The 16,051-nt window shown below is 66.1% G+C and carries 14 protein-coding genes and 1 other RNA gene; 11 read left to right on the forward strand and 4 right to left on the reverse strand.

The genetic code is table 11. The annotated features are described in order from the left end of the window. Window positions 1–154 precede the first annotated feature (154 nt). Together XpruCFBP8353_RS03860 and XpruCFBP8353_RS03865 are read left to right on the forward strand one after the other, a co-directional pair. Window positions 155–1,024: a LysR family transcriptional regulator gene (locus XpruCFBP8353_RS03860; protein WP_101361982.1), complete on the forward strand. Its 870-nt coding sequence runs from the start codon at window positions 155–157 to the stop codon at window positions 1,022–1,024. Between the two features lie 136 nt (window positions 1,025–1,160). Continuing rightward, a non-coding RNA gene (locus XpruCFBP8353_RS03865) (sX9 sRNA) lies at window positions 1,161–1,238 on the forward strand. A gap of 4 nt (window positions 1,239–1,242) precedes the next feature. Here XpruCFBP8353_RS03865 and XpruCFBP8353_RS03870 read toward each other — a convergent pair. Then, complete coding sequence (locus XpruCFBP8353_RS03870) at window positions 1,243–3,414, reverse strand: RelA/SpoT family protein (protein WP_101361983.1); 2,172 nt, start codon at window positions 3,412–3,414, stop codon at window positions 1,243–1,245. Between the two features lie 200 nt (window positions 3,415–3,614). On the opposite strand from XpruCFBP8353_RS03870, the gene XpruCFBP8353_RS03875 reads away from it, so the two are divergent. From XpruCFBP8353_RS03875 to XpruCFBP8353_RS03915, 9 genes are all read left to right on the forward strand, one after another. After that, window positions 3,615–4,313 (forward strand): HAD family hydrolase, encoded by a 699-nt coding sequence (locus XpruCFBP8353_RS03875; protein WP_101361984.1) that lies wholly within the window; start codon window positions 3,615–3,617, stop codon window positions 4,311–4,313. 25 nt (window positions 4,314–4,338) lie between these two features. Beyond that, entirely contained in the window at window positions 4,339–5,292 is a 954-nt protein-coding gene (locus XpruCFBP8353_RS03880) for a sugar-binding transcriptional regulator (protein WP_101361985.1), read from the forward strand. Window positions 5,293–5,476: 184 nt separating this feature from the next. Beyond that, window positions 5,477–6,820 (forward strand): ABC transporter substrate-binding protein, encoded by a 1,344-nt coding sequence (locus XpruCFBP8353_RS03885; protein WP_101361986.1) that lies wholly within the window; start codon window positions 5,477–5,479, stop codon window positions 6,818–6,820. Window positions 6,821–6,912: 92 nt separating this feature from the next. Beyond that, window positions 6,913–8,208 (forward strand): carbohydrate porin, encoded by a 1,296-nt coding sequence (locus tag XpruCFBP8353_RS03890; protein ID WP_101361987.1) that lies wholly within the window; start codon window positions 6,913–6,915, stop codon window positions 8,206–8,208. 103 nt (window positions 8,209–8,311) lie between these two features. Then, a complete protein-coding gene (locus XpruCFBP8353_RS03895; protein ID WP_101361988.1) occupies window positions 8,312–9,181 on the forward strand; it encodes a carbohydrate ABC transporter permease in 870 nt (289 codons plus the stop codon). 1 nt (window position 9,182) lies between these two features. Next, window positions 9,183–10,013: a carbohydrate ABC transporter permease gene (locus XpruCFBP8353_RS03900; protein ID WP_101361989.1), complete on the forward strand. Its 831-nt coding sequence runs from the start codon at window positions 9,183–9,185 to the stop codon at window positions 10,011–10,013. Window positions 10,014–10,038: 25 nt separating this feature from the next. After that, on the forward strand, window positions 10,039–11,058 hold the full coding sequence (locus tag XpruCFBP8353_RS03905) for an ABC transporter ATP-binding protein (protein WP_101361990.1): 1,020 nt from the start codon (window positions 10,039–10,041) through the stop codon (window positions 11,056–11,058). A gap of 73 nt (window positions 11,059–11,131) precedes the next feature. After that, window positions 11,132–11,905, forward strand: a complete 774-nt coding sequence (locus tag XpruCFBP8353_RS03910; protein ID WP_046962905.1) for an SDR family NAD(P)-dependent oxidoreductase — start codon at window positions 11,132–11,134, stop codon at window positions 11,903–11,905. A gap of 3 nt (window positions 11,906–11,908) precedes the next feature. Next, complete coding sequence (locus XpruCFBP8353_RS03915; RefSeq protein ID WP_101361991.1) at window positions 11,909–13,564, forward strand: FGGY-family carbohydrate kinase; 1,656 nt, start codon at window positions 11,909–11,911, stop codon at window positions 13,562–13,564. A gap of 305 nt (window positions 13,565–13,869) precedes the next feature. Here the strand turns inward: XpruCFBP8353_RS03915 and rpoZ are convergent, their stop codons facing one another. From rpoZ to XpruCFBP8353_RS03930, 3 genes are all read right to left on the reverse strand, one after another. Further along, on the reverse strand, window positions 13,870–14,169 hold the full coding sequence (rpoZ, locus tag XpruCFBP8353_RS03920; protein ID WP_002812428.1) for a DNA-directed RNA polymerase subunit omega: 300 nt from the start codon (window positions 14,167–14,169) through the stop codon (window positions 13,870–13,872). A gap of 297 nt (window positions 14,170–14,466) precedes the next feature. Further along, entirely contained in the window at window positions 14,467–15,078 is a 612-nt protein-coding gene (gene gmk, locus XpruCFBP8353_RS03925) for a guanylate kinase (RefSeq protein WP_101361992.1), read from the reverse strand. A gap of 111 nt (window positions 15,079–15,189) precedes the next feature. Further along, window positions 15,190–16,050: a YicC/YloC family endoribonuclease gene (locus tag XpruCFBP8353_RS03930; protein ID WP_101361993.1), complete on the reverse strand. Its 861-nt coding sequence runs from the start codon at window positions 16,048–16,050 to the stop codon at window positions 15,190–15,192. Window position 16,051 lies beyond the last annotated feature (1 nt).

Genomic DNA, 16,051 nt, shown 5'->3' on the forward strand with positions numbered 1-16,051 from the left:
TTGCAACGCTTTTTCGACAGTGCGTACTTATGGCCGGCTGCGCCCGCCAACGTGGTTGCTGGCACGGCAGCGCCTATTCATCGGCGCTGGCGGCGGAGGGATGTTGCGGGTGCAGCATCAATTCACCTGTTTTGCCATGCGAGGCCCGTCCCCCATGTTCGATCTGCAGCAACTGCGTTGCTTTGTCGCCGTCGCCGACGAACTGCACTTCCGTCGCGCGGCCGAGCGCCTGAACATGACCCAGCCGCCGCTCAGCCGGCAGATTCAGCTGCTGGAGCACAGCGTCGGCACCGCGCTGCTGGAGCGCAACAGCCGGCATGTGCGGCTGACCCAGGCCGGGCGCAGCTTGCTTGCCGAAGCGCGCGCGATCCTGCGCATGGCCGAAAACGCCGGCCTGCGCGCACGCCGGATCGGCACCGGCGATGCCGGCAACGTGTCGGTGGGTTTCACCGCCGGTGCCAGTTACCGCTTCCTGCCCGAGGCCATCGCGCGGTGGCGCAGGCAAGCGCCGGATGTGGATCTGCAACTCAAGGAGATGGTCAGCCTGGCGCAACTGGACGCACTGGATGCAGGCCGGCTGGATATCGGCCTGCTGCGCCCGCCGATCCAACGTCAGGGCCTGCACAGCCGCTGCGTGGCACGCGAACCGCTGATCGCCGCGCTGCCGGAAGACGCGCCGCTGGCGCACCGCGACAGCCTGCGTCTGCAGGATTTCCACGGCCAGCCGCTGGTCAATTACGCACCGGACGAGGCGCGTTATTTTTACGATCTGCTGGCGCAATTGTTCGGTGCGCGCGGCATCGCGCCGCGCTCGGTGCAGTACGTCAGCCAGATTCATTCGGTGCTGGCGCTGGTACGCGGCGGCATGGGCATGGCGCTGGTGCCCGAAGGCGCCAGTGGCCTGCGCTACGCCGGCATCGTGTACCTGCCGCTGCGCGAGGACACCCCTGCCACGCCGGTGGAGCTGCACCTGGTGTGGAAACAGGATAACGACAACCCTGCGCTGGGTCGTTTGATCGCCTGAGCCGGGCAAGGCGCGTGCGTTGTCACAGACGCACGGTAGCGCAGCCAATGTCCAAGCCAAGGACCGGAGTTAGAGCAGCTGGCAACACGACGGTGCGCACCACCAGGCGGGCGCGGCCGGTGCTCGATGCGGTGGCATGGACCACGCGTACACGGCGGCGTTGAGCACGCCGTTCCATACCCACCTGACGACTGCTCGCGACGGTCTGTTCGCCGCTCCTACTGCCGCCCCACGCTCTGCACCACGTGCAGGCGCCGCAACCGGCGCATCACTTCGGCCAGGTGGCGGCGGTCGCGCACCTGGATGTTGAAACGCAGCACCGCCGCATTGAAGTCGCGGTCCAGATAGTCCACGCGCTCGATGTTGGACTGACTCTGCGCGATGGCTGCAGCCAACTGCGCCAGCACGCCGGTGCGGTTTTCCACTTCGACCACAAGCGCGGTGTCGTAGTCGCCGGTCACGTTCGAGTCCCAGTCGATCGGCACCCAACGCTCGGGCGACTTGCGCAGCTCGGCCAGGTTCGGGCAATCCAGGCGATGCACCACGATGCCCTTGCCGGCGGTGTGATAGCCCATGATCTCGTCGCCGGGAATCGGCTGACAACAATTGGCGAAGCTGATCACGCCGCGTTCGCTGCCGTCGATCAGGATCTTTTCGTGCGAATGCTTGGACAGGCCGCCACCACGCAATTCCGCATAAGCCATCAGCGCCTGTGCGGCCTGATTGGGCATCCAATTGCCGAGCGCCACATCGGCCAGCAACGCTTCCAGACGTGGATAGCGGTGCTCGTTGAGGAAAGCATCCAGGCGGCCCTTGGGCAGCCGTTCCAGCGAGGAGTCCATTGCTTCCAGCGCGCGGTCCAGCATGCGGTGACCCAGTTGCACCGCATCTTCGTGCTCGAGCTGCTTGAGCTGGTGACGGATCGCCGTGCGCGCCTTGCTGCTGACCACAAATTCCAGCCACTGCGGCTTGGGCGTGGCCGAGCGTGCGGTGATGATTTCCACCGCCTGACCGCTGACCAGCTTGGTGCGCAAGGGCACCAGTTTCTTGTCCACCCGCGAGGCCACGGCGCGGTTGCCCACATCGGTATGCACCGCGTAGGCGAAATCCAGCGCAGTGGAATTGCGCGGCAGCGCCAGGATCTTGCCCTTGGGCGTGAACAGATAGACCTCGTCCGGGAACAGGTCGACTTTGACGTTGTCCAGGAATTCCAGCGACGAACCGGCGGAGCGCTGCGAATCGATCAGATCCACGATCCAGTCGTGCGCGCGGCTCTGCGCACTATTGGGCGAGGCCGAGCCGACCTTGTAGGTCCAGTGTGCAGCAACGCCGCGTTCGGCGATCAGGTCCATCTCTTCGGTGCGGATCTGCACTTCGATCGGTGAGCCGTACGGTCCGAACAACACGGTGTGCAAGGACTGGTAGCCGTTGGCCTTGGGGATCGCGATGAAATCGCGGAAGCGCCCGTCCAGCGGCTTGAAGCTGGCATGCACCGCACCGAGCGCGTGATAGCAATCGGCCACCGTGCGCACCACCAGGCGGAAGCCGAACACGTCCATCACCTGGTCGAAGGATTTGTTCTCTTCGTGCATCTTGGAATAGATGCTCCAGGGCGTCTTGATGCGGCTGACCAGCCGATGCTCCAACCCTTCCTTGGCCAGCCGCTGCGATAGCTGCACTTCCACCTGCGCCATCGATTCGCGCCGCACCACCGGCTGGCTGCGGATATGTTTTTCGATGATGGCGTGGCGCCACGGATACAAGGCGCGGAAGCCCAGATTCTGCAGCTCGGACTTGATCAGGCTCATGCCCAGGCGCTGCGCGATCGGTGCGTAGATTTCCAGCGTCTCGCGGGCGATGCGGCCACGCGCTTCAGTGCTCTGCGCGCCGAGCGTGCGCATGTTATGTAGGCGATCGGCCAGCTTGATCATGATCACGCGCAGATCGCGCGACATCGCCAGCAGCATCTTGCGAAAGCTTTCGGCCGCCGCTTCCTGCCGGTCGCGGAACTTGAGCTTGTCCAGCTTGGTGACGCCATCGACCAGCTCGGCCACCGCTTCGCCGAACTCGGACGCCAGTTCTTCGCGCGTCAGCGGCGTGTCTTCGATGGTGTCGTGCAGGATCGCGGCGATCAGCGATTCCATGTCCAGGCCCAACTCGGCCAGCACGCCGGCCACCGCCACCGGGTGGGTGATGTAGGGCTCGCCCGACTTGCGGGTCTGGCCGGCATGCGCAGTGGCACCGACTTCCCAGGCACGGCGCAGGATCGGCAGCTGCTCCTTGGGAAGGTAGCTGGCAGCGCGCTCGAGGTGCAGGACGTAGTCGGGGATGGCCGGGTCGGAAGACGGGGACGTCGCCACGGTCGCCTGGGCAGTGGGGCCTGGGTTCATGCGCGAAGACTATGCCAGTGGCCGGTTTGCGGCAACGCGGCATGCACTGCGGACAGGCTGGCCGCCTGCGATCGGCCGCTGCGCGTCCCGCGCCGCGCCAGCCGCAGCGGCGCCGGACGCGCGACCTGCAATTTTGCCCAGCCAAGCGGCATTTGCCCGACTGCTACACTCGGACCCGCGCCATTCCAGGGACCCCACCCATGCTTGCTCCCCCCGACCTGCTGATCTTCGACTGCGACGGCGTGCTGGTCGACAGCGAGCCGTTGGCGTGCGCGGTCCTGGCCCAGGCACTGCAGCAACACGGCGTGGACATCGACATCGACGGGGTCCAGCAGCACTTCCTCGGGCGCAGCCTGGGCAGCGTGCGTGCGCATGTGCAGACGCTGGAGCGCACACTGCCGGACACCTTCGAGCGCGACCTCAATGCCGCGTTGCTGGCACGCCTTGCCACTGAGCTGCAGCCGATGGCGGGCGTGGCCGCGCTGCTGGACGCACTGCAAGTACCGCGGTGCGTCGCCTCGTCCAGCCATCTGGAACGGGTGCGTCTGTGTTTGCAGGTTACCGGCCTGGCCGGTCATTTCGGCGCACACATCTACACCGCCGAACGGGTCGCCCGCGGCAAGCCTGCGCCGGATCTGTTCCTGCTCGCCGCCGCACAGATGCAGGTCGAGCCAGCGTCCTGCCTGGTGATCGAAGACAGCCCCAGCGGCGTGCTGGCCGCCTGTGCGGCCGGGATGCAGGTCTGGGGATTCACCGGCGGCGGCCATCACCGCGCAACCGCGGCCGCCGCCGTGTCGCTCGCTGCCGCAGGCGCATCGCAGGTGTTCGCCGACATGCCGGCCGTCGCCGCAGCGCTGGGCGCCATCGGCACCCAGCGCCTGGGCACTACATTAGGCTGAGACTTCCACACAGACAGATGTGACGATGGCAAACCCCGATAACGACACCAGCCGACTCGATGCCGCAGCCAGGGCGGGCTGGCTGTACTACATCGCCGGCAACACCCAGGACGAGATCGCACGCAAGCTCAAGGTCTCGCGCGCAACAGCGCAGCGCCTGGTGTCGTTGTGCCTGAGCCAGCGGTTGATCACCTTCCGGCTGGAACATCCGATCGCCGCCTGCATGGATCTGGCCGCGCAGCTGCAGGACCGTTTCGGCATGCGCTATTGCGAGGTCGCGCCCACCGACCCGGCCGACCCGCACCTGGTCACCGGTGTCGCCGAACGTGCCGCGGCGCTGCTGGAATCCACCCTGCGCAGCGACACCCCGAGCATCATCGGCATCGGCACCGGCCGTGCCATGCGCGCGGCAGTGGAGCGCATCCCCGCGATGCAGACGCGTAATCATCAGCTGGTTTCGCTGGTCGGCAACATTTCCCCGGATGGCTCGGCCAGTCCGTTCGATGCAGTGGCCCGCCTGGCCGACCTGACCGGCGCGCAGCACTACCCGATGCCGCTGCCGGTGTTTCTTTCCTCGCAGCAAGAGCGCGAAACGCTGCTGGGAATCGAGGCGGTGCGCAGGGTCCGTGCGATCGCCGCAAAGGCCGATCTGCGCCTGGTCGGTGTCGGCCAGCTCGATCAGACCGCGCCCCTGCATGTGGATGGCTTCATCAGCCGCACCGAACTGCTGGACCTGATCCGGCTGGGCGCAGTGGGCGAAGTGATCGGCTGGGCGCTCACCGCAGCCGGCGACATCATCGATGCAGGCACCAACCTGCGTTTGACCAGCGTGCCGCATCCGGTGCCGGCGACCAGCCTGTCGATCGGCGTGGCCGTGGGCAACGCCAAGGTGGGCCCGATCAAGGCCGCGCTGAAGGGCCGCATCCTCAATGGCCTGATCACCGACGAGTACACCGCCAAGGCCTTGCTCGCCAGCTGAGCCGCGCAATCGCAGCGGGCTGGATGGCAGTTCATCGCTGAAATTTCCCGGCATGCACGGGCGCGTTGGCGTGCGCCGCGATGCTGCGCTGCACGATCGAAAGTGCTTTACAGCGCGGCAATGGCGTGGGCATATGCGCAACACAAGGGCATTTACTCAACCAACCTCACGCTGAGGCATCGGTATGAACACTTCGATCAAGACCCTGATCTGCGCGGCACTGAGCGCCACACTGGCGGCATGCGGCGGCGGCACGCACGACGGCGGCGCCGCATCCAAGCCAGACACCCTGGTGATCGCCACGGTCAATAACGGCGACATGATCCGCATGCAGAAGCTCACCTCGGATTTCACCGCCACCCATCCGCAGATCAAGCTTGAGTGGGTCACGCTGGAAGAGAACGTGCTGCGCCAGCGCGTCACCACCGACATCGCCACCAAGGGCGGCCAGTTCGATGTGCTGACCATCGGCACCTACGAGGTGCCGATCTGGGCCGAGCGCGGCTGGCTCAAGCCGCTGACGTTCGATGCGGACTATCAGGTGGACGATCTGATCCCGCAGATCCGCGACGCGGTCAGTCACAAGGGGCAGCTGTATGCCGCGCCGTTCTACGCCGAAGGCTCGATGCTGATGTACCGCACCGACCTGCTGCAAAAGGCCGGCCTGAGCATGCCGGTGCAGCCCTCGTGGAGCTTCGTGGCCGACGCCGCCCGCAAGATGACCGACAAGCAGGCCGGCATCTACGGCATCTGTCTGCGCGGCAAGGCCGGCTGGGGCGAGAACATGGCCTTGATCAGCGCGATGGGCAATGCCTTCGGTGCGCGCTGGTTCGACGAACACTGGAAACCGCAGTTCGACCAGCCAGAATGGAAGGCCGCACTGCAGACCTATGTGGATGTCATGAAGCAGGCCGGCCCGCCGGGTGCCGCATCCAACGGCTTCAACGAGAACCTTGCGCTGTTCACCGCAGGCAAGTGCGCGATGTGGGTCGATGCCACGGTGGCCGCATCGTTCATCAGCAATCCCAGCGAATCCAAAGTCTCGGACAAGGTCGGTTTTGCCGCAGCGCCGGACGCGGGCAAGGGCAAGACCACCGGCTGGCTGTGGGCCTGGAATCTGGCCATCCCGGCCAGCTCGAACAAGGCCGACAAGGCGCAGGCATTCATCGCCTGGGCCACCAGCAAGCACTACACCGAGCTGGTGGCCGGCAAGGAAGGCTGGGGCAATGTTCCGCCGGGGACGCGCCAGTCGCTGTACACCACTGCCGAGTACCTCAAGGCCGCCCCCTTCGCCAAGCAGACCCTGGCTGCCATCCAGGGCGCCGACACGCATCACCCCACGGTCAAGCCGGTACCCTATGTCGGCGTGCAGTACGCGGCCATCCCCGAGTTCCAGTCGATCGGCACCACCGTGGGCCAGCAGTTTTCCGCTGCGCTCACCGGCTCGATCAGCGTCGATGACGCGCTGAAGAACGCGCAGGCCGCCACCGAGCGCGAGATGCAGCGGGCCGGTTACCCCAAACGCTAAGCCGCTGCGATGGGCCGGGCTCCTGCCCGGGCCGTCCCCGGCCACAGACATGTTCCGGCGTCACGGCGCCGCACCTTCCCACGAGGCAATCGATGAAGATCAGGCACACCACACCTGCGCTGACGATGCTGCTCGCCGGTATGGCCTGCACCCAGGCCAGCGCCCAGGCATTCGATCCGGACAAGCATATCGGCGGCGACTGGGGCGGCCTGCGCAGCCGGCTGGCCGATGACGGCATCCAGTTCAAACTGGCGCACTTCAGCCAGACCGCGCACAACACCTCCGGCGGGCTGCGCGAGCGCACCGCCTATGCCGATCAATTCTTTTTGGGTGGCTACTTCGATCTGGAACGGCTGTGGGGCTGGTCCGGCGCCGATTTCAAACTGGAGATCACCAATCGCAACGGCGAGTTGATCAACAACACCGCAGGCATCCCCACGCTCCTGCAGTCGCAGCAGATCTTCGGACGCGGCGATGTCACACGCCTGACCCAGTTCTCGCTGACCCAGCGCCTGTTCGAGGACAGGCTGACGCTGAAGGGCGGCCGCCTGTATCCCAGCGCCGATTTCTTCGCGCTGAACTGCAACTACCAGCACCTGACCTTCTGCAGCGGCGGCTCGTCCAACTACATCAGCAACAACTGGTATGGCGACCCGCTCAGCGCCTGGGGCGGCGTGGTCACTTTCAGCCCGGACAAACGCTGGTTTTTCCGCGTGGGCGGCTACGATGCCAACCCGCAGAACCGATCCACCGACCAAGGCCTCAAGCTCGGCACCTCCGGCGACGACCACGGCACCCTGCTGGTGGCCGAGGTGGAATACAAGCCCGACTACGGCAACGGGATCGATGGCGACTACCGCATCGGCACGACCCGCAACAGCAACGATCAGCCGCGCGTCTACACCCGCTCGGGCGTGCCGACCAGCCTCGGCACCGATCCGGCCGCGCTGCAGGACACCGATCGCGCGTTCTACGCCAACGTTGAACAACAGGTCACCAGCAATGGCGCCGGAGGCGGCTTGCGGCTGTTCGCCAGCATCATCGACGCCGACGACGAGGTGAGCACGGTGGGTCAGGTGCTGGCCATCGGCGGGTTCTGGAAAGGACTGTCCGCCGCGCGCCCCAACGACCGCGTCGGCGTGGCGATCGGCCGCAATGCGCTCAGCGATCGCCTGCGTGCGGCGCAGACCCGCTACAACCAGCGCCTGCCCGCGGGCGCGGCGGCCATCGGCGTGCAGCGCTACGAATATCCCATCGAGCTCAATTACAACATTGCCGTCAGCCGCGGGATCGAAGTGATGCCTAGCGTGCAGTACATCCGTCATCCGGGCGGACTGGATGGCGACAACGCCACCATCTTCGGTCTGCAGGTCAGCCTGAACTTCTGACGCCCGACCCGGCCGTGCGTTCGACGCCAGCCCCTGCGTCGACGCAGCGGTCCGCTGCCATGCATCGCAGGCGCGCTGCCTGCCTTCATCCTGGACCTTGCCGATGGCCACGCATCAAACGCAAAAACTCGCACGGTTCCTGATCGCGCCGTCGATCGTGCTGCTGCTGGCCTGGATGATCGTGCCGCTGGCGATGACGGTGTGGTTTTCCACGTTGAACTACAACCTGCTCACGCCGGAAAAGACCTTCGTCGGGCTGGGCAACTACCGCTACTTCCTGGGCAACCCGGCCTTCATGTCATCGCTGGGCAATACCTTGTTGCTGGTCGGGTCGGTGCTGGCGATCACGGCGGTGTTCGGGGTGCTGATCGCGCTGCTGCTGGACCAGGTGTTCGTCGGCCGCCGCATCGTGCGCCTGATGCTGATCGCGCCGTTCTTCGTGATGCCGACGGTGAGCGCGCTGATCTGGAAGAACCTGCTGATGCATCCGGTGTCCGGGCTGCTGGCATGGCTTTGGCAGAGTGTCGGGCTGACCCCGATCGACTGGTTCACCCGGTACCCGATGTTCTCCATCATCGTCATCGTGGCCTGGCAATGGTTGCCATTTGCGGTGCTGATCCTGCTGACCGCGTTGCAGTCACTGGATGAAGAACAGCAGGAAGCGGCGTTGATGGACGGCGCCGGAGCGTTGGACCGCTTCTTCCATCTGACCCTGCCGCATCTGGCGCGCCCGCTGACCATCGTGGTGCTGATCGAAACCATCTTCCTGCTCACCGTATTCGTGGAGATCTACGTCACCACCGGCGGCGGGCCCGGCCTGCAGACCACCAATCTGGCCTACCTGATCTATTCGCAGGCGCTGCTGCAATACGACGTCGGCGCCGCGTCGGCAGGCGGATTGATCGCCGTGGTACTGGCCAATATCGCGGCCATCTTCCTGGTGCGCATCGTCGGCAAGAACCTGGAGACCTGAGATGGCCCGTCGCACTCCCACGTTGCAGATCCTTCTCACCACGGTCGCCGCATGGGCGGTCGGCGGCGTGATCTTCTTCCCCATCCTGTGGATGCTGCTGACTAGCTTCAAGACCGAGGTCGATGCGTTTTCCAGCCCGCCCAGCTTCGTGTTCTTCCATTGGACGCTGGAAAACTATGTCGCCGTGCAGGGACGCAGCGACTACTTCGCGCATGCCTGGAATTCGGTGGCGGTGTCGCTGGGCTCGACCCTGATCGCGCTGGCCATCGCCATCCCTGCCGCGTGGTCGATGGCGTTCTCGCCCACCAAGCGCACGCGCGGCATCCTGTTGTGGATGTTGTCCACCAAGATGCTGCCGCCGGTGGGCGTCCTGGTGCCGATCTATCTGCTCTACCGCGATTCCGGGTTATTGGATACGCAGCTGGGCCTGATCATCGTGCTGTGCCTGAGCAACCTGCCGATCATGGTCTGGATGCTGTTCAACTACTTCAAGGACATCCCCAAGGACATCCTGGAAGCGGCGCGCATGGATGGCGCCACCATCGGCAAGGAGATCCTCTACATCCTGGCGCCGATGGCCGTTCCCGGCATCGCGTCTTCGCTGCTGCTCAACGTGATCCTGGCCTGGAACGAGGCGTTCTGGTCGTTGAACCTGTCCTCGTCGCAGGCCTCGCCGTTGACCGCGTTCATCGCCTCGTACTCCAGCCCGGAAGGCCTGTTCTGGGCCAAGTTGTCGGCCGCCTCGACCATGGCCATCGCGCCGATCCTGGTGCTGGGCTGGTTCTGCCAGAAACAGCTCGTGCGCGGGCTCACCTTCGGCGCGGTGAAGTAGCTCACTCAACTTTGATAGGTGGTTCATGGGACGCATCACGCTGCAAGGTGTCAGCAAATCCTTCGACGACACACAGGTCATCCACGGCGCGGATCTGGAGATCGACGATGGCAAGTTCGTGGTCTTCGTCGGTCCGTCCGGCTGCGGCAAGACCACGTTATTGCGCTTGATCGCCGGGCTGGAAGACGTCAGCGGCGGACGCATCCTCATCGACGGCCAGGACGTCACCGCACTGGCGCCGGCCAAGCGTGGCTTGTCGATGGTGTTCCAGTCGTATGCGCTGTATCCGCACATGAGCGTGCGCAAGAACATCGCCTTCGGCCTGAAGATGGCGCGCGTGCCCAGCGCCGAGATCGAGCGGCGCGTGGCGCAGGCCGCCAGCGTGCTCAATCTCACCGATTATCTCGACCGCAAGCCCGGGCAGTTGTCCGGCGGCCAGCGCCAGCGCGTGGCGATCGGCCGGGCCATCGTGCGCGAGCCCAAGGGGTTTTTGTTCGACGAGCCGCTGTCCAATCTGGATGCCGCCCTGCGCGTGCAGATGCGGCTGGAAGTCACCCGCCTGCAGAAGCAACTCAAGACCACCGCGGTGTATGTCACCCACGACCAGGTCGAAGCGATGACCATGGCCGACGAGATCGTGGTGCTGCAGGCCGGACGTATCGAACAGGTGGGCACGCCGCTGGAGTTGTACGAGCGCCCTGCCAACGTGTTCGTGGCCGGTTTCATCGGTTCTCCGCGCATGAATCTGCTGCAGGGCGAGGTGGCCGCGCGCCACGGCGCAGTCACGCTGGGGGTACGCCCGGAACATATCGCCGTGCAGCGCGGCAGCTCCGCACCCGGCACCGGCGATGCCTGGCAGGGCAGCGTGATCCAGGCCGAGCACCTGGGCAGCGACACCTTCGTGTACGTGGAGATCCCCGGCGTGGGCACGGTCGATGCGCGCTGCACCGGCGATCTGCGCGTGCACGTCGGCGAGACGGTGACCCTGATCCCCGAGCCGGAGCATCTGCACCGCTTCGACGCGCAGCAACAGGCCATGCGCTGAGCGCGCCACTTCCTCGTTGTTCCTCTCCCGTTTCGCCACTCCCCCACGATCAAGACCAGCAGGAGATATGCCGATGTATCTGGACAAGTTCAAACTCGATGGCCGCGTGGCGGTCGTCACCGGCGGCGGCCGCGCGATCGGCCTGGCCATTTGCCAAGCGCTGGCCGAAGCCGGTGCCAAGGTGGTCATCGCAGATCACGATGGCGATGTGGCCGAGCAAGGCCTGGCCACGCTGCGCAGCAAGGGACTGGATGCGCAGGTCGTGCAGATGGACGTCACCGATTCGGCACGCGTCACCAGCGTGGCCGATGCATTGAACGCCCAGTTCGGCAAGGTCGACATCCTGGTCAACAACGCCGGCATCGCCCGTAGCCAGACCCCGGCTGAAACGGTCACCGACGAGCACTGGCTCAACGTCATCGACGTCAATCTCAACGGCACGTTCTGGTGCTGCCGCGCGTTCGGCAAGCACATGCTGGACAGCGGCGATGGCGTGATCGTCAATGTCGGTTCGATGTCCGGCTTCATCGTCAACAAACCGCAGGCGCAGGCCTACTACAACGCTTCCAAGGCAGCGGTGCATCACCTGACCAAATCGCTGGCCGCCGAGTGGGGCGCGCGCGGTGTGCGCGTCAATGCAGTCGCGCCGACCTACATCGCCACGCCGCTCAATGCCTTCGTCAAGGAAGATCCGGCGATGTACGACGCCTGGATCGGCGGCACGCCGATGGGGCGACTGGGCGAAGTGGAAGAAATCGCCTCGGTGGCGCTGTTCCTGGCCTCCCCTGCCGCCAGCCTGATGACCGGCAGTATCGTGCTGGCCGACGGCGGCTATACCTGCTGGTAAATCATGCGAGCGACCAACGAGGCGATCTACATCGGCGTGGACGTGGGCACCGGCAGCGCGCGTGCCGGGCTGTTCGACGCGCACGGCCAGTTGCTCGGCACCGCGCGCCACGCCATCCAGACCTGGTACCTGCCCGGTGAGATGGTCGAGCAATCCTCGGCAGACATCTGGCAGGCCTGCGTGCAGGCGATCCGCGCCGCGCTGGCGCAAGCCGGCGTGGACGCCGCGCGGGTGGCCGGCATCGGCTTCGACGCCACCTGCTCGCTGGTGGCGGTCGCCGCCGACGGCGGGCCGGTGTGCATCAGTCCCAGCGGCCAGGCCGAGCGCGATGTGATCGTGTGGATGGACCACCGCGCCATCGCCCAGGCCGCGTCCATCAACGCCACCGACGAGCCAGTGCTGCGCTACGTCGGCGGGCAGATTTCTCCGGAAATGCAGACTCCCAAGCTGCTGTGGCTCAAACAGCACCTGCCGGACAGCTACGCGCGCGCGGCGCACTTCTTCGACCTGGCCGACTGGCTGAGCTGGCGCGCCACCGGCAGCACCGCGCGTTCGCTGTGCACGGTGACCTGCAAGTGGACCTACGTGCAGCACGAAGGAGGCTGGAGCCGGCGTTACTTCGAACGCATCGGCCTGGCCGACCTGCTGGACGATGCGGCCGCGCGAATCGGCAGCACCGTGGTGCCGCCGGGCACGGCACTGGGCCGGGGGCTGACAGCGCGCGCTGCCGACGAGCTGGGCCTGCGTGCGGGCACCGCAGTGGGCGCGGCGTTGATCGATGCCCACGCCGGTGCCATCGGCACGCTCGCCAGCCCATCCGCAGCTGGCCAGCCGATGCCGCTCACCGCGCGACTGGCCTATATCTTCGGCACTTCGGCCTGCGTGCTGGCCAGCACCCAGACGCCATGCTTCACGCCCGGCGTGTGGGGGCCTTACGGTTCCGCGCTGGTCCCGGGGCTGTGGCTCAACGAAGGTGGCCAATCCGCCGCCGGCGTTGCAATCGACACCCTGGTGCGCTCGCATCCGGGCTATGCCGACGCCAACGCACAGGCGACCGCCGCAGGCCGCGATGTACTGCAGTGGCTAGAAGAGCGCGTGCTGGCGCGCGTCGGCAGTGCATCCCAGGCCGCCGTGCTGGCGCGCGGGCTGCACGTGCTGCCGGAGTATCTGGGCAACCGCTCGCCCGATGCAGACCCCAACGCCCGCGCGATGATCGCCGGGCTGACCATCGACCACGACCTGCAAGGTCTGGAAGCGCTGTACGTGGCCGGCGTCTGCGGCCTGGGTTACGGGCTGGCCGACATCATCGATGCGCTGCGCGCGCAGGCAGTGACGTTCGACAGCGTGATCATGAGCGGCGGCGCCAGCCACAGCCGCCTGGTCCGCCAGTTGATGGCCGATGCCTGCGGCGTACAGGTGCAGGTCGCGGCCACCGCCGAACCGGTGCTGCTCGGCAGCGCGATGCTGGCCGCCGTGGCCAGCGGCGGTTTTGCCGATCTGCCGGCAGCGATGTCGGCGATGAGCGGCCTGGGCGCGAGCACCGCAGCGACGCCGGAAGACATCGCACGCTTGCATGCCGCAAAGCGGCGCGGGTACCAGGCCATGCAGGCGCTGGACCGGCAGCTACGCCACACGATGCAAGACATCGATGCACGATGACTGCCGACGCCTGCGGCGCGCGAGCGGCAAGCACAGGCGTGGTTGGCGTCGCTCTGACCTGCGCGCGGATCGGTTAGCTGCGCTGCATCGACGTCGATAAAAGCGGCCAGGGCACCGTCGCGGGCAGCGGTCGGATGCAGCACGCGGGGCGCGGCATGCACGCCACACGGCAGCGCAGCGCGAGCTCCAGACTCGTCTCACCCTGTCGCAGTCATCCCGTGGCTCGCGCCATCCCTCAAAACGCAGACAGCCCGCACAAGGCGGGCTGTCCGGAAATCGTCGGCCACCGCAGCGGCCGGTGACGATCAGTCGTCGTTCTTGGACATGTCTTCGTCGGCCACCACTTCGGCGGCGGCCCATTCCAGCGCTTCGCGCTCGGCACGCTCGCGTTCGGCCTTCTCGACTTCGTCGATCAGCGCATTGTCGATCCGGCGGGCAGCGATCTCGCGCAGCGCCATCACGGTGGGCTTGTCGCTGGCGTCTGCGTTTTCGATCAGCGGCTGCACGCCGTTGGCGAGCTGACGGGCGCGCTTGGAGGCCATCATGACCAGCTCGAAACGGTTGTTCACGACTTCCAGGCAATCTTCTACGGTAATGCGGGCCATGCGGGCTCCCGGCGACCAGCAACGGCCGCGCATCGAATGAGGGAAAGGGGGCGGAGTGTACGCCTGCGCGCCTGGGCGGGCAACCGGCGGTCATTCAGTTCGCTTTGGAATCAGGCACTTGGACCAGATCGATCAAGCCGCAGCGCCGCCCTGATGCGCAGAACGGCCCCGCAGGCCTGGCCCGGCCGCCTGCCTGTCAGCCGCGGCGACGCGCTGGCCGATCGCCGATTTTCAGCTGCAGCGTCGTCGCCACACTGGCATCGCCAATCGCCGCTCCCGCCCTGGCGCACCAGCAACTCAGTCCAGCAACGCCTGGATCAGGCCCGCATGCCGCTGCTGCTGCGCCTGCCGACGCAGCCGGCTGGCGGTGAAGATGGCGCACATCTCCGAGACCGCGGTGTCGAAGGTCTCGTTGATGATGACGTAATCGAACTCTTCGAAATGCAGCATCTCTTCGCGCGCGGCAGCCAGGCGCTGCGCCATCACCTCCTCGCTGTCCTGGCCGCGCTTGCGCATGCGCTCGTCCAGCGCCTGGCGCGACGGCGGCAGGATGAACACGCTCACCGCATCGGGCACCTTCTGGCGGACCTGGCGCGCGCCCTGCCAATCGATCTCCAGCAGCACGTCGTGACCGGCCGCCAGTTGCGGCTCCACCGACTGCCGCGCCGTGCCCTTCCAGTCGCCATGCACCAGCGCGTATTCGAAGAAGTCGCCCGCCTCGATCATGCCCTGGAACTCGTCGGCCGACACGAAATGGTAGTGCTCGGCATGCCGTTCGCCCGGCCGCGGCGCGCGCGAGGTGAACGAGATCGACAAGGCGATCTTCGGGTCGCGTGCCAAGGTGGCGTTGACGATGCTGCTCTTGCCGGCGCCCGAGGGGGCCGCAACGATATAGAGGGTGCCGCGCATTTTAGGGAATAGGGAGTCGAGAATAGGGAATGGGGCACCGCGCGGAGCAAGCAGGCCGGAGGGAATCGTACCTGCTTTGACGATTCCCCATTCCCGATTGCCTATTCACGGCTATTCGATGTTCTGCACCTGCTCGCGGATCTGGTCGATCAACACCTTCAGATCCACCGCGGCATTGGACGTGCGGCTGTCCACCGACTTGGAACCCAGGGTATTGGCTTCGCGGTTGAACTCCTGCAGCAGAAAGTCCAGGCGACGGCCGACCGGCTCGCGCTGCTTGAGCACGCGGCGGATTTCGGCGATATGGCTGGATAGGCGGTCCAGTTCCTCGTCCACATCCAGCTTCTGCAACCACAGCACCAGTTCCTGCTCGGCGCGGCCCGGGTCCACCGGATGCGGTAGATCGGCCAGGCGTGCAGCCAGCTTGACGCGCTGCCCCTCGCGAATCACCGGGATCAAGATGCGCACCTCGGCGGCGATGCGTTCGATCGCGTCCACACGTTCGCTGATCGCCTCTGCCAGCTTGCCGCCTTCGCGCTCGCGCGCAACCACAAAACTGTCGACCACTTCATCGAGCAAGGCCATCGCCTGTGCCTGCAGTGCAGGCGCATCCACGTCCTGCACCTGCAGGACGCCAGGCAGCTGCAGCAGATCGGTGAAGCCCACTTGCAATTTGGGAAACAGGCAATCCAGCCGCGTGGCCAGCGCACCCAGTTCCTGAAGCAGCGATTCGTTGACTGCCAGCGTCTGCGCGTTGTCCGGCGCGCGCAGGCGCAACGTCAGGTCCAGCTTGCCGCGGCTGTTCTTGGCTGCCACGCGTTCGCGCAGCAACGGCTCCAGCGCACGCAGTTCTTCGGGCAGGCGCACGCCCACCTCCAGAAAGCGGTGGTTGACCGAGCGCAGCTCGCAACCCAGCGTGCCCCAGGGCGTGATGCGTTCGCCGCCGGCAAACGCGGTCATGCTTCGGATCATC

Source organism: Xanthomonas prunicola, from assembly GCF_002846205.1.
GTDB classification, from domain to species: Bacteria; Pseudomonadota; Gammaproteobacteria; order Xanthomonadales; family Xanthomonadaceae; genus Xanthomonas; species Xanthomonas prunicola.